This is a genomic window from Streptococcus sp. 2022WUSS083 (assembly GCF_044427155.1).
Classification (GTDB): domain Bacteria; phylum Bacillota; class Bacilli; order Lactobacillales; family Streptococcaceae; genus Streptococcus; species Streptococcus hashimotonensis.
Genome location: NZ_JAOTGK010000003.1, coordinates 142,410 through 163,095 on the forward strand (window position 1 = coordinate 142,410; position 20,686 = coordinate 163,095).

Consider the following 20,686-nt stretch of genomic DNA (forward strand, 5'->3'; position numbering starts at 1 on the left):
GTTTATGACCGTCGACATTGAAAGATACAAGCAATTGGCCCAGCAGAAGCAAGGAGAACATCGAAAATTTCTAGCAAATTTGAAGAAAAAAGCACCTAAAAATTTGGATAGAATTGTTCAAGATATTCATGCCGAAGTATTTTCTGAAATCGACTGTACAGAGTGTGCCAACTGTTGTAAAACGTTGGGACCGCTCTTTACAGAAGCAGATATTACCCGAATTGCTAAGCATTTGCGCATGAAACTTCCAGTTTTTGAGGACATGTACTTGCGTGTGGATGAGGACGGAGATAAGGTATTTCAATCCATGCCCTGTCCCTTCCTTGGAGGCGATAATCTATGTAGTATCTATGATGCTCGTCCCAAAGCCTGTCGAGAATTTCCGCATACTGACCGCAAGAAGATTTATCAAATCAACAATTTAACAATAAAAAATACTCTGATTTGTCCCGCAGCCTATCTCTTTGTCGAAAAGTTACGGGAGAGAATTTAAGAGGAACAAGAAAGACAAAATATTGATTTTCTGCTATAATAATAAAAAAACAAGCCGTTTTTACGGCTTTTTTCAATGAATCATATTTAGGAGGACCCCATGGCAACAATTCAATGGTTTCCGGGCCACATGTCAAAAGCTCGCAGGCAGGTGCAGGAGAACATCAAGCACGTTGATTTCGTGACCATTTTGGTCGATGCCCGTCTGCCCCTATCCAGCCAAAACCCCATGTTGACTAAGATTGTCGGCGACAAGCCCAAGCTCATGATTCTCAACAAGGTCGATTTGGCTGACCCTGTTCGTACAAAAGAATGGCAGAGCTACTTTGAAGGTCAGGGCATCCGTACCCTTGCCATCAACTCAAAGGAACAAGCGACGGTGAAAAAGGTGACCGACGCAGCCAAGAGTCTGATGAAAGAGAAGATTGAACGCCTCCGCGAGAGAGGTATTCAAAAAGAAACCTTGCGGACCATGATTATCGGTATTCCAAACGCAGGCAAATCCACCCTCATGAACCGTCTGGCAGGTAAGAAAATCGCCGTCGTCGGCAACAAACCAGGTGTGACCAAGGGACAACAGTGGCTCAAGTCCAATAAAGATCTTGAAATCCTTGATACACCAGGTATTCTCTGGCCTAAATTTGAGGACCAAGAAGTCGGGCTCAAGTTGGCTCTGACAGGAGCTATCAAGGATCAACTCTTGCCTATGGATGAAGTGACCATTTTTGGTTTGGACTACTTCAAAGCCAATTACCCAGAACGCCTCCAAGAGCGATTCAAGGGCATGGATTTGGAGATGGAAACGCCTGAACTCATCATGGACTGGACAAGAAAACTAGGTTACCGTGATGATTATGACCGTTTTTACAACCTCTTTGTCAAGGACGTTCGGGACGGTCGCTTGGGTACTTATACATTAGATAGGGTGAGTGACTTAGATGGCAACGATTAAGGAAGTGACTGCTCTGCTGGCTCAGGTGGACAGTCTGGAAAGTCCTGTCTGGGCAGACTTAGCTCGGGATGATCGAGCAGGGGTCCAGGCTGCCATCAAGAAACGCCGTAAGGAGCTGGAAAAAGAAGCAGCAGAAGATGCCCGCTTAGAAGCTATGCTATCTTACGAAAGAGCCCTTTATGATAATGGGGTGGAGTTCATCGCTGGTATCGACGAAGTCGGCCGAGGGCCTCTAGCAGGTCCTGTGGTGGCTGCGGCGGTTATCTTGCCTAAAGGGTGCAAAATCCGCTACCTCAACGACTCCAAGAAAATCCCCAAGTCCAAGCATGAAGTCATCTACCAAGAAGTCATGGAGCGGGCGGTGGCAGTCGGTGTGGGAATAAAAGATGCAGCTGTCATCGATCAGGTCAACATCTACGAGGCGACCAAGTTAGCCATGTTAGAGGCTTTGGAGAAATTAAGCAAGAAACCTGACCACCTGCTCATCGATGCTATGAAGTTGGACACGAAAATTCCGCAAACCTCCATCATCAAGGGAGATGCCAATAGCCTGTCTATCGCAGCGGCCTCTATCGTAGCAAAGGTGACGCGGGATAAGATGATGGCGGACTATGACAAGGAGTTTGCTGGCTATGGTTTTGCCAAGAATGCTGGCTATGGAACGGCAGAGCATTTGGAAGGCTTGAACAAGTTAGGCATCACGCCTATTCACCGTAAGACCTTTGAGCCCATTAAGTCTATGGTAGCAGGGAGAAACTAGTCTTGACAGTCTTTTTCTGGTTATTTTTAGCGGCTATCGGTCTGTTTGCTCTCGTCTATTTCTGGGAGCGGCGGTCGATTTTTATCTCACTGTTTGCTTTGAACATCCTGGTCTGGGCCTTAGCATGGATTATCTCAACAGGCATTCTCGAAAACAATGAAATCTTGCGCTTGCTGGCTATAGCAGTGGCTATGGTGCTCTTTTTAGCCTTGTTAAGTGGTCCATTTGTCTTGCTTTTCACACTTTATCTAAATGGTTTTCAGATTTTGAAGAGAGAAGGGGTTCTCTTCCATAATTTCCTATCCATGGGACTGGCAGTCGCCCTGACTTTCTATCTCTTCATCGCTCCCTTTGTGGTTCAATCCCTGTCTGGTATTAGTTTGTTAAACATGGTGTTTGTCTATGTTGGATTTTTAGTGTCTTATGCAATTATCATCAGCATGCTCTATACCACGTCTAGCTTTGTCAATTTGGTCAATCTTTTCCCAGGCAAGCTTGATTATGTAGTGGTCTTAGGTGCTGGCTTGATTGGTGACAAGGTAACGCCACTTTTGGCTTCGCGGATTGACAAAGGCATAGCGATTTATCAGAAGCAGCCTGGCAGTAAGCTCATCATGTCAGGCGGACAAGGTCCTGATGAACTCATAGCTGAAGGTCAAGCTATGGCAAATTATGCCTTGGAGAAAGGAGTGCCTGCTGAAGATATTCTCATCGAAAACCAATCGACCAACACAGAAGAAAATTTGAAATTTTCCTATGCCCTGATGAAACCTGGCAGTCGATTTGCACTTGTAACTAATTACTATCATGTTTTCAGAGCTCTGCTATTGGCACGACAATTGAAAATCAAATGTATCGGCTACGGCGCAAAAACCAGATTTTACTTTAGCCTCAATGCCTTTATTCGGGAATTTGTAGGCTATGTAGTCATGAGCCGAAAGGCGCATTTGGTCTTTTTGAGCATCGTGTCAGCCCTTTACCTGATCGGAGTGATCATCAGTTTAATGCATTAAAAACAGCCTCTAGGTGACTAGAAGCTGTTTTCTTATAACATAAAGTAGACAATGGCGATGTATTGCAGTGCCGAAGCTAGTAGGATAAAGAGATGCCAAATCATGTGGAAGTAGGGCTTTTTCTTGGCGTAGAATAGGGCTCCAATAGTATAAGATAATCCACCAGCCAGCATCAAAATTCCGAAAACAAGTCCTGTCTTTTGCAAAATGGCTGGCAAGATAAAGACAACCAACCAGCCCATGAAAAGATAGAGGAAGAGGCTGAATTTTTCGTTTATTTTTTTAGCAAAAATTTTATAGAGTATACCGAAAATAGTCAATCCCCATTGCAAACCTACAATCAGATAACCCAGCCAACCACCGACCAAGGAAAGGGCAACAGGTGTATAGCTTCCAGCGATGGCAATGTAAATCATGCTATGGTCAATAATCCTCAGGATGTATTTGTGAGTAGAAGCATAGGGCATGGAGTGGTAGATGGAAGAGGATAGGAACATGAGGAAAAGGCTGATGACAAAAATGGACATGCCGACTACCGCTGTCACGTTGTAGTCTTGAAAAGAATGAATAGCAGTAATAGGGAGTAAAATCAGCATAAGCAAGGCCCCAACAGCATGTGTGACACTATTTGCGACTTCTTCACAAAAGGAAAGTTTTAGACTTAATTTCAAACTAGGATTCATGGTGACTCCTTTCTAACTCCATAGTGAGTTGACGGGTTTTGTAATATAGTTTAACAGACTGGCAGGCATAACGAATGATTTCAGGCGTTTCATCGCTCTCCTCGTTTCGCATGCAGTCAACAAAATGATTATATAAGGTTTCTGAATTGCTCGATTGGAGAAGAAGATGTAAGGTCTGACTGATTTCTTGAATGGAAAAGACATTTTTTAAGATAGTGAGGGCAATCAAGCGCGCCACTTGCTGCTTCTGGTATTTTTTCTTAACTGGTTTTTCGAGTTGCTTGTGCTTGACGTAGTTATTAATCATGGCAGCTGTTAATACTCTTCGAAAATCAACATTATCCGTTGTCAACTTGCCTTGATGAACCCCAGTTCTATCATCAGCTTCGTTTCCTAGGCTACTGTTGATTTTCATTGAGTATAAACTCTTCTGTTCAAGGCTTTCCTGAGAATTGACTACTTGATTAACATAGAGCAGAACTTGGTCCAAATATAAATCTAAATCAGGTAATTCATGCCAGTAGGGAATAGTTTGTTTCATGATTATCTACTTCCTTTTATCTAGTATCGATAACTAGATTATATAATTTTTAAAAAATAAAGTAAAGAAAAAGGGTACTTCCTTTCCGAAATACCCTTATTTCACAATCAATCCGTCCCAAGCATCCATGCCACCTGCAATATCATTTGCCTTATATCCCTTAGATGACATGATTTCTCTGGCCAGCTTGCTACGTTTTCCACTTTTACAGATGAGTAGATAGTGTTGGTCGACTGGTCCATCCAATGCGGCAATCTTATCCATAGGACAATTAATAGCACCATCAATATGACCAGCTGAATATTCTTCTGGGTCACGAACGTCTAGTAATTGCACCGATTCAGTTTGTATCAACCCAAGCAATTCTGCAGCAGTCAAAGTTATAGTTTGTTCATGTTTTTCTTGCATGATTCCCTCTTTCGTTGGTTTAAATTAATAAGAACAATACCAAATCTTAGCTGGACTTGTCAAGAAGGATTGACTTTTAGATTAATAAAACCTAAGATATGTATTAAGAAGAAAAAAAGGAGCAGATGTATGCTGACTGAAAAAGAAAAGATGATAGCTGGGCAATTTTATATGGCAGCAGATCCAGAACTTAGACAAATGAGAACGCTGGCTCGCCAAAAGATGCAGGACTTCAATAATGAATTAGATGGCTCTATACGTTCTCAAATCTTGAAAAACTGGTTTGGAGCTACAGGAGAGCGGATTTACATGGAGCCAAATTTCTACTGTGATTACGGAAGTAACATCCATGTCGGAGAGGATTTTTATGCTAATTTCAACTGTACTATGCTTGATGTCTGTCCGATACGAATTGGGAAAAATGCCATGCTTGGTCCCAATGTGCAATTGTTGACTCCCTTGCATCCCTTGGACCCTGACGAACGCAATTCTGGCTTGGAATACGGGGCTCCTATTACCATTGGTGATAATTTCTGGGCTGGTGGTGGTGTGACAATCTTACCAGGCGTGACCTTGGGGGACAATATCGTTGTTGGTGCTGGTTCTGTTGTAACCAAGTCTTTTGGTGATAATGTCGTTTTAGCGGGAAATCCTGCGCGTGTTATCAAAGAAATACCTCAAAAATAATTCTTCCATTTGGGAGAATTTTTTCTTTCCATTACGAACAATAAGAATGAGGTGAAGAAAATGAATAATTTTGAATTGTTTAAATGGAAAAAAGCAGGTTTGACCAATCTTAATGTGAATAAAGTTTTGGCCTATCAAGAAAAACACGGTAAAAAATTGACCTTGCGAAATGTCGCTGTAGTGTCTGAATGTAAAAATCCAGTGCTATTTATGGAAAATTATAAGAAGCTAGATACAAAAGCCTGTCGCGAGGAATTTAATAAGTATCCATCATTTTCAATTTTAGATGACATCTATCCTTTGGCGCTCAAACAGATTTTCAATCCACCTGTACTTTTGTTTTATCAAGGGGATTTAGAATTGCTAGAAAAATCAAAGCTGGCAGTTGTTGGTACACGAAATGCCAGTAAAAATGGTATCCAATCTGTTCAGAAAATTATCAAAGAATTGAGCAATCGTTTTGTCATTGTTAGTGGTTTGGCAAGAGGAATTGATACAGCTGCTCATATTGCTAGCCTGAAAAATGGTGGACAAACCATTGCTGTAATTGGAACAGGTTTAGATAATATTTATCCCAAAGAAAATAGAGAATTACAGACCTACATCGGAAAACACCATTTGGTGCTGACAGAGTATGAAGCTGGTGCTCAGCCACTCAAATACCATTTTCCAGAACGCAATCGCATTATAGCTGGTTTGGTGGAAGGATTGGTAGTCTGCGAGGCAAAAATGCGGTCTGGCAGCTTGATTACCTGCGAACGTGCCTTGGAAGAAGGAAGAGAAGTCTATGCTATTCCAGGTTCCATTATGGACGGAAAATCAGATGGTTGTCATCATCTGATTCAAGAGGGAGCAAAGTGCGTTACATCAGGCTTGGACATCATTTCTGAGTATCAATTTTAAAACAAGTCTTCCTATAGGAAAATAAATATCTTGACACTGACTGAAAAATAGTATATTCTTTGTGAGGTTAAAAATATTTGTAAGGTATAAGAATGGCTACAAAAACAGTTAGTAAGAAAAAAACAACAACCAAGAAAAATCTCGTTATTGTAGAGTCGCCTGCTAAGGCAAAAACAATCGAAAAATATCTTGGTAAAAATTATAAGGTCGTTGCTTCAGTCGGGCATATTCGAGATTTGAAGAAATCTAGTATGTCTATTGACTTTGATAACAACTATGCACCTGAGTACATCAACATCCGTGGAAAAGGACCGCTCATCAATTCTTTGAAAAAAGAAGCAAAAAGTGCTAAGCAAGTCTTTCTCGCGAGTGACCCGGACCGCGAAGGAGAAGCAATTTCTTGGCATTTGGCTCACATTTTGGGATTGGACGCAAACGATAAAAACCGTGTTGTCTTTAATGAAATTACAAAAGATGCAGTAAAAAATGCCTTTCAGGAGCCACGTGCTATTAACCTAGACTTGGTAGATGCCCAACAAGCTCGACGCGTCTTAGACCGTATTGTAGGATACTCTATCTCACCTATTTTATGGAAGAAAGTCAAAAAAGGTCTGTCAGCAGGACGTGTTCAATCGGTTGCTCTCAAATTAATAATCGACCGTGAAAATGAAATCAGCAATTTCAAACCAGAAGAATATTGGACAATTGATGCAACCTTCAAAAAGGGGAGCAAGAAATTCCAGGCTTCATTCTACGGTATAGATGGAAAGAAAACTAAAATTGAAAACAATGAGCAGGTTAAAGAAATTCTTGCCCGACTTGATGGAGATGATTTCTTAGTAGAACAGGTTGAGCGTAAGGAACGCAAACGAAATGCACCTCTGCCTTACACAACTTCTACTATGCAGATGGATGCGGCTAATAAAATCAATTTCCGTACTCGTAAAACCATGATGGTTGCCCAACAACTTTATGAGGGTGTCAGTCTTGGCGCAGGTGGTACCCAAGGTTTGATCACCTATATGCGTACGGATTCAACACGTATTAGCCCTGTTGCACAAGCACAAGCTGCTGACTTTATCACGGAGCGTTTTGGTGCTACCTATTCAAAGCATGGTAACAAAGTAAAAAATGCCAGTGGTGCACAAGATGCCCACGAAGCCATTCGTCCATCAAATGTTAACTTAACACCTGAATCAATTGCAAAATATCTGGACAAGGACCAATTACGACTATATACACTGATTTGGAATCGTTTTGTCGCAAGTCAGATGGCTGCAGCAGTTTTTGATACCATGAGTGTTCGTTTGGGTCAAAATGGTATTGTCTTTGCTGCTAATGGTAGCCAAGTAAAATTCGATGGTTATATGGCGGTCTATAACGACGCTGATAAAAATAAAATGTTGCCAGATATGGAACAAGGTGACACGGTGGTACGCGCGTCAACAAATCCAGAACAACACTTTACTCAGCCACCAGCTCGCTACTCTGAAGCAACCTTAATTAAAACATTAGAAGAGAATGGTGTAGGTCGCCCGTCAACCTATGCACCAACAATTGAAACCATTCAAAAACGTTACTATGTTAAGCTTGCGGCTAAGCGATTCGAACCAACTGAACTCGGAGAAATCGTTAATAAGCTGATTGTTGAGTTCTTCCCAGATATTGTCAATGTCAAATTTACAGCCGATATGGAACAAAAATTGGATGATGTAGAAATCGGGAAAGAGCAGTGGCAGAAGGTCATTGACGGTTTCTATCAGCCATTCAAGGTAGAATTATCTAAGGCAGAAGAACAGATGGAAAAAATCCAAATTAAGGATGAACCAGCTGGCTTTGACTGTGATGTTTGTGGTCATGAAATGGTCATCAAGTTAGGTCGCTTTGGAAAATTCTATGCATGTAGCAATTTCCCTGATTGCCGCAATACCAAGCAAATCACTAAAGAAATCGGTGTGACTTGTCCGGTTTGCCAAAAAGGTCAGGTGATTGAACGCAAGAGCAAACGCAATCGTCTTTTCTATGGTTGCGATCGCTACCCAGAGTGTGAATTTACTTCTTGGGACAAGCCAGTCGGACGTTCTTGTCCGAAATGCGACCACTATCTCGTTGAGAAAAAAGTTCGTGGTGGTGGTAAACAAGTTGTCTGTCCAAATGGTGACTACGAAGAAGACAAGATTAAATAAGATTAAACTGCTATTCTCAAGGGAATGGCAGTTGTTTTTTATAGTCATGTTAGTTTATCTTAGCTTACTTCGACAAGCGAGAAGCTGGGTAAAAAGTCCATCATCACTTCTCAAGGTTAGTGTCAACATCTCAGAGCAGTGGTTGATTGGGTTTAACAGGCCGGTGGAGTAAAATTGTTCAGTGAACTGTTTCAGCCTGAGTTTAGAAATGAAAAAATCGAGCTAAAAAGGTTGGAGATAGGATTTGCGAAGCAAATCACAGCAACTCGTGTTTCACATTCCAAGTCTGACCTCTACAACTGAAGCGAACTAAACGGCAATACCAGTTTGAAAAAATGTTTGAAAAAATGTTTAAAAAAATAGGATAAAAGTCTTGCATTATTGAAAATACTGTGTTATGATAATTGAGGTTTGAAAAAACTGACCTAAGACAGTAGGGGAGCTGGACTCATAAACATCCTACCGAGGCACAAAACGATTATTGAGATAAACGTATTTGTACTTTCGTGTCTAGGTTTAGGTGCGATTTTTTTGTGCCTAGCCCAAAATAAAAACGGAGGTAAAAAAATGAGTGAAGCTATTATCGCTAAAAAAGCGGAATTAGTAAATGCCGTTGCTGAGCAAATGAAAGCTGCAACATCTATCGTTGTTGTAGACGCTCGTGGTTTGACAGTAGAACAAGATACAGTTCTTCGTCGTAACTTGCGTGGTGCAGAAGTTGAGTACAAAGTTATCAAAAACTCAATCTTGCGTCGTGCTGCTGAGCAAGCTGGTCTTGAAGGGCTTGCAGAATTGTTTGTAGGTCCATCTGCAGTTGCATTCTCAAATGATGCAGTTGCTCCAGCTAAAACAATTTACGATTTCGCGAAAACTGCTGATGCTCTTGAAATCAAAGGTGGAGCTGTAGAAGGTAAAGTTTCTTCTAAAGAAGAAATCGAAGCACTTGCTACATTGCCAAACCGCGAAGGCATGCTTTCTATGTTGCTTTCTGTACTTCAAGCGCCAGTTCGCAACGTTGCATACGCTGTCAAAGCTGTTGCAGAAAAAGAAGACGCAGCTTAATGCGTCAGAGCGTAGCTGCTTAGTGCTACAAACTATTTAAAAACCTAAATTGGAGGAAAATCACAATGGCATTGAACATTGAAAACATTATTGCTGAAATTAAAGAAGCTACTATCCTTGAGCTTAACGACCTTGTTAAAGCTATCGAAGAAGAATTTGGTGTAACTGCAGCTGCTCCTGTAGCTGTTGCTGCAGCTGGTGGTGCTGCTGAAGAAGCTAAAGATTCATTCGACGTTGAATTGACATCTGCTGGCGACAAAAAAGTTGGCGTTATCAAAGTTGTACGTGAAATCACTGGTCTTGGTCTTAAAGAAGCTAAAGAGCTTGTTGACGGTGCACCAGCTATGGTTAAAGAAGGCGTTGCAACTGCAGAAGCTGAAGAAATCAAAGCTAAATTGGAAGAAGCAGGCGCTTCAGTTACTCTTAAATAATAGAGTTTCCAATCAAAATAAAAACCTATCACTTAATGTGGTAGGTTTTTTCGTTCTATTGTTGCAAACGTTTTCGTTGTGGGGTATAATATAAAAAATGCTGTCTAAAGATTAGGAGAAAGACATGAAAAGTTACAAAAACTATATCTTCGATTTTTATGGTACATTGGTTGATATTCGTACAGATGAAAATAAACTAGAGGTCTGGAATCAGCTAACACAGATTTACAATGCTTTTGGTTGTTCCTATCGGCCGCGCCAGTTGAAAAATGCCTATCATCGTTTTGTAGAAGAGGCGGAGAGATCTCTCGCGGAAACAGTGAGTTATCAGTATGTCGAAATTGATTTAGAAACAATCTTCATTCGTCTATTAACGGATGTACCAAATGAAAACCAAAGTACCAATAAACCGACTGATTTAGAGACTTTTGGACAAGTAGTAGCCGCGATTTTCCGCGTACTTTCACGTGAAAAGTTAGAGGCTTATGAAAATACTCTAACTAGTCTACAGACATTAAAGGATAGAGAAGTGCGATTATTTATTCTCTCCAATGCTCAACGAATTTTTACTCAGGCAGAAATTGAACAGACAGGTTGTGCTGATTTGATGGAAAAAATTTATATCTCTTCCGACTTTAAGATGAAGAAGCCTGAACCAGCATTTCTTCAACTGGTTTTAGAGGAAAATAATCTTGATGTTGAGGAAACGGTTATGATTGGTAATGATTTGACATCCGATATAGCTATTGCTCATGAATTGGGAATGGATTCCATTTTGCTGAATACTTTCCCGTATAGTCAGGAAGAAATCGACTCTTATAGGAGACTTGGTTGGAACTTTGAGGTTGTTGGAGATATAGCGGAGCTATTGTAAATAAGCTATAGAATAGCAAATGATATACATAAAATATATTATGTAAAAAATCGGAGCTACTTTCATTTCAATGAAGGTAGTTTTGTCTTTTCTAGCCATTTTCTGGTATACTAGATAGGTATAAAATTTAGAAAGGTTCTGTTTTGGGGTATTCCCAAACAGTAGTCAGATCTTCTGGCTAGAGGTATTAGTTTCATGTCTCAAACCCACATTAATGTTATCGGAGCTGGCTTGGCTGGCTCAGAAGCTGCTTATCAGATTGCCAAACGTGGCATTCCTGTCAAACTTTACGAGATGCGAGGTGTCAAACCGACCCCTCAGCACAAGACGGACAAGTTTGCTGAGTTGGTTTGTTCCAACTCATTCCGCGGCGATAGTTTGACCAACGCTGTTGGTCTGCTCAAGGAAGAAATGCGTCGTTTGGATTCCATTATAATGCGAGCTGGTGAGGCTCACCGTGTGCCTGCTGGCGGTGCTATGGCCATGGACCGTGAAAATTTCTCTCAAGCAGTCACAGATGAGATTCACAACCACCCGCTAATTGAGGTCATTCGTGGCGAGATTACAGAGATTCCTGAAGATGCTATTACAGTTATCGCGACGGGGCCTTTGACGTCTGACGCCTTGGCGGAGAAGATTCACGCCCTCAACGGTGGCGACGGTTTTTACTTCTACGATGCGGCAGCACCGATTGTGGACAGCTCGACCATTAACATGGACTTGGTTTATCTCAAGTCCCGTTACGACAAGGGAGAGGCTGCCTATCTCAATGCACCGATGAACAAGGAGCAGTTCACCGCTTTCTATGAGGCCTTGATTTCAGCCGAAGAAGCACCGCTTAACTCCTTTGAAAAAGAAAAATACTTTGAAGGCTGTATGCCCATTGAGGTCATGGCCAAACGTGGCATCAAAACCATGCTCTATGGCCCAATGAAGCCAGTTGGTCTGGAATACCCAGAAGACTACAAGGGACCTCGTGACGGCGAATACAAGACACCGTACGCAGTTGTCCAGCTCCGTCAGGATAACGCAGCAGGTAGCCTTTACAATATTGTTGGCTTCCAGACCCATCTCAAGTGGGGGGAGCAGAAGCGGGTCTTCCAGATGATTCCAGGACTTGAAAATGCTGAGTTTGTCCGCTACGGCGTTATGCACCGCAATTCCTACATGGATTCGCCAAACTTATTGGAACAGACCTTTGCGACCAAGAAAAATCCTAATCTTTTCTTTGCAGGTCAAATGACAGGAGTAGAAGGCTATGTCGAGTCTGCTGCCTCTGGCTTGGTGGCTGGAATCAACGCTGTTCGCCGTTTCCGTGGCGAAGAGCCAGTCATCTTCCCACAGACCACAGCCATCGGAGCTCTGCCATTCTACATCACCCACACCGAAAGCAAGCACTTCCAGCCTATGAATGTCAACTTTGGTATCATCAAGGAGCTGGACGGACCGCGTATCCGCGACAAGAAGGAGCGTTATGAGGCAATAGCAGAGCGTTCCCTCAAGGACTTGGAAGAGTTTTTGGGTTACTAAGATATTTAGACTATCATCAGACACCTTCGGGTGTCTTTTGTGATATACTAGGGTTAGAAAAGCGGAGGAGAAATACGATGCACCACGATACTTGGAAGGGAATTATCTTGAAGAAACAGGGCTTACTGGCATCTCAGTCCGTCCAGCAGATTTGCCAAAATCTCAATGGCTTGCAGGCTCAGTTCCAGCCTTATGTTCATTTCGGATTTCGGAACCGTATGTCAGTGGATGATTTTCATGAGGGTAGATGGCAGGAGGAGTTGACACGCCAGTGGTCCATTCGGCGAACGGTTCATGCCTATCTCAAGTCAGAAATTCCTCTCTATATCCACGAGGGGCGGCTGGCCAGCACCGACTACCTGAGGACAGAAGGACGAGATGGGTTTAGCCCGCAGACAAAGCAGAAGTACCACCAGCTGATTTTAGAAGCACTTGAGCAAGGTCCTATGACCCGCGAGGAACTCAAGGCCCTTTGCCGTTCGGAAAAGATGACGCAGGAGGAGGAGAAGCAGGTCTTTAATGCCTGGGGCGGCCTTTTTCGCTACATGGTCGAGCGTGGGGAAGTCTATCAAGAGTACGGTGCCAAACGTTTTCATCGCCTGACAGACTTTCAGCCACTTTCGCGGGAAAAAGCAGAGCTGGAAATCGCTCGACGGTATTTTGCAGGTTTTGGGCCAGTCAGTTTAGCGGATGCTCGTTATTATTTCAAGGAAAATAAATTTACGGTCCTAAAATGGATGAAGCAATTAGATTTAAAAACCGTTGAGGTAGCAGGAGAAGAACGCTTTTATCTTGGAGAATTAGAAGAAGCTGAATTGCCTGATTGCCTCTTCGTGGCAGGTTTTGACCAACTTTTACTAGGCTATGAAAAGAAAGCCAATCCTTTCTTTGATCCCAAGTTTATCCGCCAGATATATACGCTGACAGGCATTGTCAAACCCGTTGTTTTCTACAAGGGACGACTGGTTGCGACCTGGCGACGTGATAAGGACAGGATTGAATTGGCTATATTTGAAAATCTGACCAGTCGTGAACTGAAAGAACTGGAACGTTACCGTCGAGTCTACGAGGAACGCTTAAAAACTGAGCAAAAATTGTTCGGATAACCAGAATAATGAAATAAAAAAACTAAATTTTCTGAATATTTCAGAAAATCTGTGGTATAATACTAAAAACGCTGTTTAGAAAGAGATGTCTATGAACAAATCCTACTTTTATCTAGATATGAAAACGCACGAATTGGAAGTGCCCTTTACTGCTAGAAAACGCCGTGTCCGTGTTTTATTGCCGAAAGGATATGCTGAAAATACAGAAGAGACCTATCCCGTTGTTTATTTCCACGATGGGCAAAATGTACTCTACAGTAAGGAAGCTTTTTCAGGTCATTCATGGAAAGTCATCCCAACTATTAAGCGTAATCCAGACATTGCAAAAATGATCGTAGTGGCTATTGATAACGATGGTGCTGATCGCATGCATGAATACGCTGCTTGGAAGTTTAGTGAGATGGGGATTCCTGGGGTGCAGTTCGGTGGTAAGGGAACCTTGTATGCCGAATTTGTCATGGATGTGCTGAAGCCCTTTATCGATCAAGAATACCGTACTAAGTCTGACAAGGCCCACACAGCCATGATTGGCTCGTCACTTGGTGGCAACATCACTCAGTTTATGGGGCTAGCCTATCAGGACCAAATTGGCTGTCTAGGAGTATTTTCATCAGCTAACTGGCTCCATCAAGATGCTTTTGACCGCTATATTGAGCGTCAAGCCTTGGATAAGGACCAACGTGTTTATATTTACGTTGGGACAGAAGAAGCAGATGATACAGATAAAACCTTGATGGCAGGAAATATCAAACAATCCTATATCAACTCTTCACTGACATACTATCGTCAATTGATAGCAGGTGGGGTTGATTTGGACAATATTGCCTTGGAAGTTGTTTCCGGTGCCATTCATAATGAGGAAGCTTGGGCAGCTTATTTGCCAGATTGCTTGCGCTTTTTAAGCGAAAAATGGTAATGTAAAGAATTAGTTAGGAGAAAAAAGATGCACGTAGAATTTTTAAGTCACTGGTCAGGTAATCTCGGTCGTGAAATGAATGTCAACCGATATGGTCACGCAGGTATTCCTGTGGTTGTTTTCGCTTCATCAGGCGGTTCGTACAATGAATACGCAGATTTTGGAATGATTGAAGCTTGTCGTGGCTCTATCGAGGCTGGTCATGTTCAATTTTTCACCCTAACCAGTCACGATAAGGAAAGCTGGTTGGCGGACTGGAAGTCTATTCATGATAAAGCTGAAGCTCACCGCGCCTATGAACGCTATGTGATTGAAGAAGCGATTCCATTTATTAAACATAAAACTGGCTGGTTTGATGGTATGATGACAACTGGTTGCTCAATGGGGGCCTACCACGCGCTGAACTTCTTCCTCCAGCATCCAGATGTATTTACAAAAGTCATCGCCCTTTCAGGTATCTATGATGCTCGTTTCTTTAATAATAACCATGACTATGGTCATGATGATGCTGTTTATCAAAATTCACCAGCAGACTACATCTGGAACCAAAACGATGGCTGGTTTATTGATAAATACCGCCAAGCAGATATCATTGTCTGCACAGGTTTGGGCGATTGGGAGCAAGATGGATTGGATTCATTTTACAAGCTCAAGCGTGCCTTTGAAGAGAAAAATATCCCAGCTTGGTTCGATACCTGGGGTACGGATGTGGCGCATGATTGGGTTTGGTGGAGAAAACAAATGCCTTTCTTCCTTCACTCCATCGGACTTTAAAAAATTAGAAAGGACTGCCTATGAATTATCTCGTTATTTCCCCCTTTTATCCAGAAAATTTTCAACCATTTACCATTGAATTGGCTAAAAAAGAAGGAGTTACCGTTCTAGGTATTGGACAAGAGCCCTACGATCAATTACCAGAAGAACTTCGAAATGCCTTAACAGAATATTTCCGTGTGGAAGATTTGGAAAATATCGATGAAGTCAAGCGTGCAGCGGCCTTCTTGATTTACAAACATGGACCAATTGACCGTGTAGAATCCCACAATGAGCATTGGTTGGAAAATGATGCGGCCCTCCGTGAACAATTTAATATCTTTGGAGCCAAACCAAAACACCTGAAAAAGACTAAATTTAAGTCAGAGATGAAAAAATATTTCAAAAAAGCTGGAGTTCCAGTCGTTCCTGGTGTTGTTGTCAAAACAGAACGTGACTTTGGTAGAGCTTTGAAGAATGTTGGGTTCCCCATGATTGCCAAACCTGACAATGGTGTCGGTGCATCTGGAACTTTCAAAATCGAAAATAAAGAAGATTTTGATCGATTTGTTGACACTTGGGATAGAAGCACCATCTATTTCTTAGAAAAATTTGTCAATTCAAGCATTATTACTACCTATGATGGCTTGCTGGACCACGAAGGCAATGTTGTTTTTGAAACAGGCTTAACCTATGTTCATACTCCATTTGAATTGATGCAAACCAAGAAGGACAATGCCTACTTTATCGAAAAAGAACTAGATCCTAAGTTGGTGGAATATGGCAGAGCTATTATCAAGGCTTTTGGTATGAGAGAGCGTTTTTTCCATATTGAATTTTTCAAGGAAGGTGACGATTATATCGCCATTGAATACAATAACCGTATGGCAGGTGGTTTCACAGTTGAAGCCTATAACTACGCCCATTCCATTGATCTTTTCCGTGATTATGCCAATGTTGCAACAGGTGGTACAGTTGAGGAACGTAGATTTGAACCACAATACTGCTTGGTAGCAACTCGTCGTGATACAACTGACTATGTTCACTCTGCAGATGACATTCATCAGAAATTCGCTGGTAAGATTAAAACCGTCAAACGCATGCCAGATGCCTTTGCAGAATTGCAAGGAAATGATGCCTACCTCCTTGTGACAGAGAGCAAGGAAGAGTTGGATGAAATGATTGCCTACATTGGTTTAACAAAATAGAATGAATTGAAAGATGCCAGAAATGGTGTCTTTTTTCTTTTCTTACAATCTTGTAAGTTTTTGCGTCAGAACTGTAAGGGAACAAGGCAGAACTATTTTCTATAATAGACTCATAAGAAACAGAGAGAAGGAAAGTTTATGTCATTCAAATTTTTACAAGCAAAACACATTTTTGGTAAAACACAAGAAAGTAAACGACAAGAAAAACAGGAAAAACAAGCTGAATTACTATTCGAATTAGAACACGAACTCTTTCAACGTAACTGGATGTACTAGGAGGTTTAAGTGGTGAAATCGTACAATGCATATCAACTGAAACTCGCTATGGCTGGCATAATGGTTTTGGATCATCTGAAAATCATACCAGATTTTATCCCAGACCAACTTAGTATGGTCTTTCACATGGTCACTCGATGCGTCGCAGTCTTCTTTGCCTACATGTTGGTTGAAGGCTATCTTCATACGAGAAATGTCAAAAACTATCTTTTGCGACTATATGGTGCAGCAGGGCTGATGGCCACTGGAAATGTTTTGATAAACAGTCTTTACCAATCAAAAGATATTTACATCGGTAACAATATCTTTTTGACATTAGCTGTTGGTCTAACCATGTTGGTTTGTCTTAGAAATTTTGCTGAACACACTAGAAAGCAACAAATCCTTCAAGTCCTATCGGTTGGACTGTTGACCATCTTAGGTGCCTTTTTAACAGAAGGTGGCTATGTGGTCTTGCCCTTCATCCTCATCACCTATTTAGGTCGTAAGTCACTATTCAAACGCAACTTGTTCTACGGGTTATTTGCCCTATTCTTGCTATTTTTGTCCTATCAGCCTTATGAAAGTATTGAAATGACTGTCCAGATGATGCTCTACAATGCTGACTGGTTATTTATCTTGGTCTTGCCAATTCTAAGTCATTATAATGGACAAGCAGGGCCCCGGACAGCATTTTCACGCTATTTCTTTTACATTTTCTATCCGCTACACTTGTGGCTACTGGCAACCATTGCCTACTTTATCTAACCTTACAATCTTGTAAGTTTTTTAATCAGAATTGTAAGAGAGCACAGGAGGAATATTTTCTATAATAGACTCATAAGAAAGAGAAAGAAGGAAATTATATGTCATTTAAATTTTTACAAGCAAAGAAAATGGAAGAGGTGGTATTCTCAGAAAAAGAAAAGGCTGAACTCATGGAACAAGCAGAATTTTTAGAGGAGCTCGCCCATGATTTGCAAAGTATGCGATTTATGGCATACTAGAGGGAGGAAACTATGAAAAAGAAAGCATTTGGCTTGCTGGCTTTGGGCAGTATAATGCTAACTGCTTGTTCTTCCTCTTCAGCAAGCCTTAGCTTTGATGAGGGCTATCAGACCTTTCATTACAAAGGAAAAGACTATGCCGTTAGCAAACAGGAAGTTGCCGAAGATAGTATTCAAGGAACAGAAGTTCAGTTTATGGAATGGCCTGTTGTCAAAGAAGAAGGGGCAGTGAAAAAGACGGTATCCTTGAATACTCTCTATGTAACCACTAACAAGGAATGGGCCATCGGTGTCCAGGATGGTTACTATAAGGTAGATTTAGAAGAAAATGTTGCTGAATCAGACCGAATCGACTATCAAAGTGTACTTGAGAATGTTGATTTTACTCAAGAAATCAATTAGGAGTTTATATGTTATTAGAAATCAATCATTTAAAAAAAGTTTACAAAGACGTTACCACTGTTGATATTGAAAAGATTACTGTACGAGAAGGAGAAATCTACGGCTTTCTTGGACCAAATGGTGCAGGTAAGACAACTACGATGAAAATGATTCTATCACTTGTCACTCCGACTTCAGGTGAAATTTTTATTAATAAAAAAGACATTCGAAATGACAAAAAATACCTAAATCAGATTGGATCTATGATAGAAGAACCGTCCTATTATCCTAATTTAACTGGATATGAAAATTTATTAGTGTTTCAAAAAATGGTGGGATTTGATAAAAATAATATCCGGCCAACATTGGAGCTCGTTGGATTAGCTGATGAAAAAAATCGAAAAAAATTAGTTAAGGCCTATTCTCTTGGTATGAAACAGCGACTTGCCTTAGCATTTGCTTTAGTGAAAAAGCCGAAAATCTTATTATTAGATGAGCCCACAAATGGTCTTGATCCAGCTGGTATTCATGAAATTCGTGAATTAATTGTTCAATTAGCCAAAGAAAAAGGTCTGACTGTCTTTATTTCCAGTCACATTCTTCCGGAAATTGAACACATTGCAGATCGAGTTGGGATTATCAATCATGGTCGTCTTGTCTATGAGGGAGAAATTGAAGCTATTAAGTCAAATACTTGGATTGAAATTGGCGGTGATTTTTCACAGAAAAATATTGTTCAGACCTTAGTTGAACTTGGAACGGTAGAAATTTTGAGTGCATCCGAAAGTCAAGTAACTTTAAGGGATTTGGATAACGATCGGTTAGCAGATCTGGTGAGCTATTTAATAGAAAATGGATACCGAATATTCCGAGTGGTTAGAGAAAGTGAAACTCTTGAAGATATTTTCCTAAATCTAACAAAGGAGGCGTAAGATGAATGGTGTTTACATTGAATGGCTAAAAAGTAGACGAACAAAATCTATTTCAATTGTCATTATTTTGATGTTGGTTGCCACACTTTGGAATATTGCAACTTTTATCTCTGCTTTCTCTTCACATCCAGAGTTAAGAATGGCTGGAACCTTGTTTAGTAATCAGAATGTCAATCTACTTATGTTCCCGATTGCAGTTTGTGTGTTTGCTAGTCGAATTGTAGGGAATGAACATGAAGGGCAGACCTTTAAACTACAAATAGCTAATGGTCAAAGCCTAACAGCCATTTTTCGTGATAAATTCTTTTTTATGCTGGTTTCCTTTGTTATTATGTCTGCTATCGAAATTATGATTATTTATCTTTTCGGAACACAGGCAGGAATCTCTATTTCTTTGCAGATTATTGGTATTCAGTTTATTGGGCAGATACTTGCAATATTTTCATTGATTTGTCTTTATCTGACCTTGGCCATGATTCTTGAAAAGCAGGGGATTCTGCTAGCACTAGGACTTTTAGGTGGTTTTCTAGGAATTATCTTAAACCCAAAAAGTTATGGTTTTACCAGTTTACTTAACCCAATCACTGGTTCAGGAAGTCTTGCGCCTTATAAATATCAATTTCTGGGTGACGGCACAATTACCTATAATTTAGATAGTCAGTTGCTTGAGAAAATCGTCTGTTATGCCATTTACTGCTTGATACTCTACCTTTTGGCGGTTCTAATATTAAGAAAGAAAGGGAACTAAGATGAAAGATTACTTCTTAGCTGAGTGGACAAAAACAAGGAAAATTCAATTATTAGTCATTGGGATTGCCTTTTTGAGTTTCTCTAGTATGATAGGATTGGGTATCTATTTTGCTAATCGTGATGTTTTAATCGACGGAACTCAATCTTTGGTTCTGTGGGGACAACTGACCTTTTACAATAGTACCTTACTTTATCCTCCTATGTTAGCCATTATTGCAGGTCTCTTATTAGTTCCTGAATTTGAGCGAAAAACTCTTGACATGCTAAAGGCTAATCAAGTTTCTATGAGGAAATTATATTTAGGAAAATTAATGAGCAGTTTTCTTCTTATTCTTCCAATTCAACTCTTATTGCTGCTGATTTTTATAGTTGCGGCAAAAATTGACGGCATTTCATTTGACCTTAGTTTAGCCACACATGTTAAATGGATTGCTTTATCGCTTTTGTCTTCCTTTCCAATTATTACACTCCAATCCTATATCACTGTAAAAACTCGAAATTTCAGTAAGGGAGTCGGTGTTGCTACCATTGGTAGTATGCTTAATTTTGTATTAATTTTTATCAATGAAAGTTTTACGAAATTTTTCCCTTACTCTCAACCGATGATTGGATTACGGAGTAGGGCATTGCAAGATATGACATTTTTAGAGTTTATCTTATTTATTACAGTGAATATTGTGTTTAGTTTTATTTTTTATCAGTTAACTATCAAGAATTTGGAAAATAGTAAATAAAAACCTTTTACAATTTCATGTATTTCTTTTATAAAGCTGATAATTAGAAACTCAATTTCATGGGATTTAGTACCAAAGAAAATTAGCTATACTAAATCAAGTTAATTTTGCTAAAGAAAACA

The 20,686-nt window shown here is 40.6% G+C and carries 25 protein-coding genes and 1 other annotated feature; of the genes, 22 read left to right on the forward strand and 3 right to left on the reverse strand.

Annotated features, from left to right (window positions below; genetic code table 11):
* Nucleotides 1-4: 4 nt before the first annotated feature.
* From ODU41_RS04680 to ODU41_RS04695, 4 genes are all read left to right on the forward strand, one after another.
* Complete coding sequence (locus ODU41_RS04680; RefSeq protein ID WP_002936504.1) at nucleotides 5-493, forward strand: YkgJ family cysteine cluster protein; 489 nt, start codon at nucleotides 5-7, stop codon at nucleotides 491-493.
* Between the two features lie 99 nt (nucleotides 494-592).
* On the forward strand, nucleotides 593-1,444 hold the full coding sequence (gene ylqF / locus ODU41_RS04685; RefSeq protein WP_398578704.1) for a ribosome biogenesis GTPase YlqF: 852 nt from the start codon (nucleotides 593-595) through the stop codon (nucleotides 1,442-1,444).
* The gene (locus ODU41_RS04690; protein ID WP_398578705.1) at nucleotides 1,431-2,204 is read left to right on the forward strand and encodes a ribonuclease HII; all 774 of its coding nucleotides are present in this window, start codon (nucleotides 1,431-1,433) and stop codon (nucleotides 2,202-2,204) included. Before ylqF ends, ODU41_RS04690 begins: the two co-directional genes overlap by 14 nt.
* Before the next feature lie 2 nt (nucleotides 2,205-2,206).
* On the forward strand, nucleotides 2,207-3,217 hold the full coding sequence (locus ODU41_RS04695) for a YdcF family protein (protein WP_398578706.1): 1,011 nt from the start codon (nucleotides 2,207-2,209) through the stop codon (nucleotides 3,215-3,217).
* A gap of 32 nt (nucleotides 3,218-3,249) precedes the next feature.
* Here the strand turns inward: ODU41_RS04695 and ODU41_RS04700 are convergent, their stop codons facing one another.
* From ODU41_RS04700 to ODU41_RS04710, 3 genes are all read right to left on the reverse strand, one after another.
* Nucleotides 3,250-3,900, reverse strand: a complete 651-nt coding sequence (locus ODU41_RS04700; protein ID WP_398578707.1) for a hemolysin III family protein — start codon at nucleotides 3,898-3,900, stop codon at nucleotides 3,250-3,252.
* The gene (locus ODU41_RS04705; protein ID WP_398578708.1) at nucleotides 3,890-4,441 is read right to left on the reverse strand and encodes a DUF1836 domain-containing protein; all 552 of its coding nucleotides are present in this window, start codon (nucleotides 4,439-4,441) and stop codon (nucleotides 3,890-3,892) included. Before ODU41_RS04705 ends, ODU41_RS04700 begins: the two co-directional genes overlap by 11 nt.
* A gap of 96 nt (nucleotides 4,442-4,537) precedes the next feature.
* The gene (locus ODU41_RS04710; RefSeq protein ID WP_074391054.1) at nucleotides 4,538-4,849 is read right to left on the reverse strand and encodes a rhodanese-like domain-containing protein; all 312 of its coding nucleotides are present in this window, start codon (nucleotides 4,847-4,849) and stop codon (nucleotides 4,538-4,540) included.
* A 129-nt stretch (nucleotides 4,850-4,978) separates the two neighbouring features.
* Here ODU41_RS04710 and ODU41_RS04715 point away from each other — a divergent pair, with 129 nt between their 5' ends.
* The 18 genes from ODU41_RS04715 to ODU41_RS04800 all read left to right on the forward strand — a co-directional run bounded on the left by ODU41_RS04715 (nucleotide 4,979) and on the right by ODU41_RS04800 (nucleotide 20,564).
* Entirely contained in the window at nucleotides 4,979-5,536 is a 558-nt protein-coding gene (locus ODU41_RS04715) for a sugar O-acetyltransferase (RefSeq protein WP_074391053.1), read from the forward strand.
* Between the two features lie 60 nt (nucleotides 5,537-5,596).
* Nucleotides 5,597-6,439: a DNA-processing protein DprA gene (gene dprA / locus ODU41_RS04720; RefSeq protein WP_398578709.1), complete on the forward strand. Its 843-nt coding sequence runs from the start codon at nucleotides 5,597-5,599 to the stop codon at nucleotides 6,437-6,439.
* A gap of 92 nt (nucleotides 6,440-6,531) precedes the next feature.
* On the forward strand, nucleotides 6,532-8,625 hold the full coding sequence (gene topA, locus ODU41_RS04725) for a type I DNA topoisomerase (protein WP_105135470.1): 2,094 nt from the start codon (nucleotides 6,532-6,534) through the stop codon (nucleotides 8,623-8,625).
* Nucleotides 8,626-9,031: 406 nt separating this feature from the next.
* Nucleotides 9,032-9,166, forward strand: a sequence feature (ribosomal protein L10 leader region).
* A gap of 26 nt (nucleotides 9,167-9,192) precedes the next feature.
* Nucleotides 9,193-9,687: a 50S ribosomal protein L10 gene (gene rplJ, locus ODU41_RS04730; protein WP_002936486.1), complete on the forward strand. Its 495-nt coding sequence runs from the start codon at nucleotides 9,193-9,195 to the stop codon at nucleotides 9,685-9,687.
* 65 nt (nucleotides 9,688-9,752) lie between these two features.
* The gene (gene rplL, locus ODU41_RS04735; RefSeq protein ID WP_002936483.1) at nucleotides 9,753-10,118 is read left to right on the forward strand and encodes a 50S ribosomal protein L7/L12; all 366 of its coding nucleotides are present in this window, start codon (nucleotides 9,753-9,755) and stop codon (nucleotides 10,116-10,118) included.
* Between the two features lie 124 nt (nucleotides 10,119-10,242).
* Entirely contained in the window at nucleotides 10,243-10,992 is a 750-nt protein-coding gene (locus tag ODU41_RS04740) for an HAD family hydrolase (RefSeq protein ID WP_257384420.1), read from the forward strand.
* A 195-nt stretch (nucleotides 10,993-11,187) separates the two neighbouring features.
* Nucleotides 11,188-12,522: a methylenetetrahydrofolate--tRNA-(uracil(54)-C(5))-methyltransferase (FADH(2)-oxidizing) TrmFO gene (trmFO, locus tag ODU41_RS04745; RefSeq protein WP_074391120.1), complete on the forward strand. Its 1,335-nt coding sequence runs from the start codon at nucleotides 11,188-11,190 to the stop codon at nucleotides 12,520-12,522.
* Nucleotides 12,523-12,599: 77 nt separating this feature from the next.
* Nucleotides 12,600-13,628 (forward strand): DNA glycosylase AlkZ-like family protein, encoded by a 1,029-nt coding sequence (locus tag ODU41_RS04750; protein WP_398578710.1) that lies wholly within the window; start codon nucleotides 12,600-12,602, stop codon nucleotides 13,626-13,628.
* A gap of 91 nt (nucleotides 13,629-13,719) precedes the next feature.
* Entirely contained in the window at nucleotides 13,720-14,544 is an 825-nt protein-coding gene (locus ODU41_RS04755; protein WP_398578711.1) for an alpha/beta hydrolase, read from the forward strand.
* Nucleotides 14,545-14,571: 27 nt separating this feature from the next.
* A complete protein-coding gene (locus ODU41_RS04760) occupies nucleotides 14,572-15,318 on the forward strand; it encodes an esterase family protein (RefSeq protein WP_398578712.1) in 747 nt (248 codons plus the stop codon).
* A gap of 20 nt (nucleotides 15,319-15,338) precedes the next feature.
* A complete protein-coding gene (locus ODU41_RS04765; protein WP_398578713.1) occupies nucleotides 15,339-16,505 on the forward strand; it encodes an acetyl-CoA carboxylase biotin carboxylase subunit family protein in 1,167 nt (388 codons plus the stop codon).
* Nucleotides 16,506-16,643: 138 nt separating this feature from the next.
* Nucleotides 16,644-16,781 (forward strand): hypothetical protein, encoded by a 138-nt coding sequence (locus tag ODU41_RS04770; protein ID WP_172015819.1) that lies wholly within the window; start codon nucleotides 16,644-16,646, stop codon nucleotides 16,779-16,781.
* Nucleotides 16,782-16,793: 12 nt separating this feature from the next.
* On the forward strand, nucleotides 16,794-17,528 hold the full coding sequence (locus tag ODU41_RS04775; RefSeq protein WP_105135339.1) for a TraX family protein: 735 nt from the start codon (nucleotides 16,794-16,796) through the stop codon (nucleotides 17,526-17,528).
* Between the two features lie 98 nt (nucleotides 17,529-17,626).
* On the forward strand, nucleotides 17,627-17,767 hold the full coding sequence (locus ODU41_RS04780; RefSeq protein WP_398578714.1) for a hypothetical protein: 141 nt from the start codon (nucleotides 17,627-17,629) through the stop codon (nucleotides 17,765-17,767).
* A 12-nt stretch (nucleotides 17,768-17,779) separates the two neighbouring features.
* On the forward strand, nucleotides 17,780-18,169 hold the full coding sequence (locus tag ODU41_RS04785; RefSeq protein ID WP_394735542.1) for a NisI/SpaI family lantibiotic immunity lipoprotein: 390 nt from the start codon (nucleotides 17,780-17,782) through the stop codon (nucleotides 18,167-18,169).
* Between the two features lie 8 nt (nucleotides 18,170-18,177).
* Complete coding sequence (locus tag ODU41_RS04790; RefSeq protein ID WP_011922412.1) at nucleotides 18,178-19,080, forward strand: ABC transporter ATP-binding protein; 903 nt, start codon at nucleotides 18,178-18,180, stop codon at nucleotides 19,078-19,080.
* A gap of 1 nt (nucleotide 19,081) precedes the next feature.
* Nucleotides 19,082-19,828 (forward strand): ABC transporter permease, encoded by a 747-nt coding sequence (locus ODU41_RS04795; RefSeq protein WP_011922411.1) that lies wholly within the window; start codon nucleotides 19,082-19,084, stop codon nucleotides 19,826-19,828.
* A gap of 1 nt (nucleotide 19,829) precedes the next feature.
* On the forward strand, nucleotides 19,830-20,564 hold the full coding sequence (locus ODU41_RS04800) for an ABC transporter permease (protein ID WP_011922410.1): 735 nt from the start codon (nucleotides 19,830-19,832) through the stop codon (nucleotides 20,562-20,564).
* Nucleotides 20,565-20,686: the final 122 nt, after the last annotated feature.

Bases quoted from the DNA above. Each gene is read 5' to 3' on its own strand.
- rplJ (WP_002936486.1), top strand. From the start codon at position 9,193: ATGAGTGAAGCTATTATCGCTAAAAAAGCGGAATTAGTAAATGCCGTT.
- ODU41_RS04760 (WP_398578712.1), top strand. From the start codon at position 14,572: ATGCACGTAGAATTTTTAAGTCACTGGTCAGGTAATCTCGGTCGTGAA.
- ODU41_RS04755 (WP_398578711.1), top strand. From the start codon at position 13,720: ATGAACAAATCCTACTTTTATCTAGATATGAAAACGCACGAATTGGAA.
- trmFO (WP_074391120.1), top strand. From the start codon at position 11,188: ATGTCTCAAACCCACATTAATGTTATCGGAGCTGGCTTGGCTGGCTCA.
- ODU41_RS04785 (WP_394735542.1), top strand. From the start codon at position 17,780: ATGAAAAAGAAAGCATTTGGCTTGCTGGCTTTGGGCAGTATAATGCTA.
- ODU41_RS04780 (WP_398578714.1), top strand. From the start codon at position 17,627: ATGTCATTTAAATTTTTACAAGCAAAGAAAATGGAAGAGGTGGTATTC.
- ODU41_RS04710 (WP_074391054.1), bottom strand. From the start codon at position 4,849: ATGCAAGAAAAACATGAACAAACTATAACTTTGACTGCTGCAGAATTG.
- ODU41_RS04690 (WP_398578705.1), top strand. From the start codon at position 1,431: ATGGCAACGATTAAGGAAGTGACTGCTCTGCTGGCTCAGGTGGACAGT.
- ODU41_RS04705 (WP_398578708.1), bottom strand. From the start codon at position 4,441: ATGAAACAAACTATTCCCTACTGGCATGAATTACCTGATTTAGATTTA.
- rplL (WP_002936483.1), top strand. From the start codon at position 9,753: ATGGCATTGAACATTGAAAACATTATTGCTGAAATTAAAGAAGCTACT.
- ODU41_RS04700 (WP_398578707.1), bottom strand. From the start codon at position 3,900: ATGAATCCTAGTTTGAAATTAAGTCTAAAACTTTCCTTTTGTGAAGAA.
- ODU41_RS04750 (WP_398578710.1), top strand. From the start codon at position 12,600: ATGCACCACGATACTTGGAAGGGAATTATCTTGAAGAAACAGGGCTTA.
- ODU41_RS04795 (WP_011922411.1), top strand. From the start codon at position 19,082: ATGAATGGTGTTTACATTGAATGGCTAAAAAGTAGACGAACAAAATCT.
- ODU41_RS04715 (WP_074391053.1), top strand. From the start codon at position 4,979: ATGCTGACTGAAAAAGAAAAGATGATAGCTGGGCAATTTTATATGGCA.
- ODU41_RS04740 (WP_257384420.1), top strand. From the start codon at position 10,243: ATGAAAAGTTACAAAAACTATATCTTCGATTTTTATGGTACATTGGTT.
- ODU41_RS04765 (WP_398578713.1), top strand. From the start codon at position 15,339: ATGAATTATCTCGTTATTTCCCCCTTTTATCCAGAAAATTTTCAACCA.
- ODU41_RS04770 (WP_172015819.1), top strand. From the start codon at position 16,644: ATGTCATTCAAATTTTTACAAGCAAAACACATTTTTGGTAAAACACAA.
- topA (WP_105135470.1), top strand. From the start codon at position 6,532: ATGGCTACAAAAACAGTTAGTAAGAAAAAAACAACAACCAAGAAAAAT.
- ODU41_RS04800 (WP_011922410.1), top strand. From the start codon at position 19,830: ATGAAAGATTACTTCTTAGCTGAGTGGACAAAAACAAGGAAAATTCAA.
- ylqF (WP_398578704.1), top strand. From the start codon at position 593: ATGGCAACAATTCAATGGTTTCCGGGCCACATGTCAAAAGCTCGCAGG.
- ODU41_RS04680 (WP_002936504.1), top strand. From the start codon at position 5: ATGACCGTCGACATTGAAAGATACAAGCAATTGGCCCAGCAGAAGCAA.
- dprA (WP_398578709.1), top strand. From the start codon at position 5,597: ATGAATAATTTTGAATTGTTTAAATGGAAAAAAGCAGGTTTGACCAAT.
- ODU41_RS04790 (WP_011922412.1), top strand. From the start codon at position 18,178: ATGTTATTAGAAATCAATCATTTAAAAAAAGTTTACAAAGACGTTACC.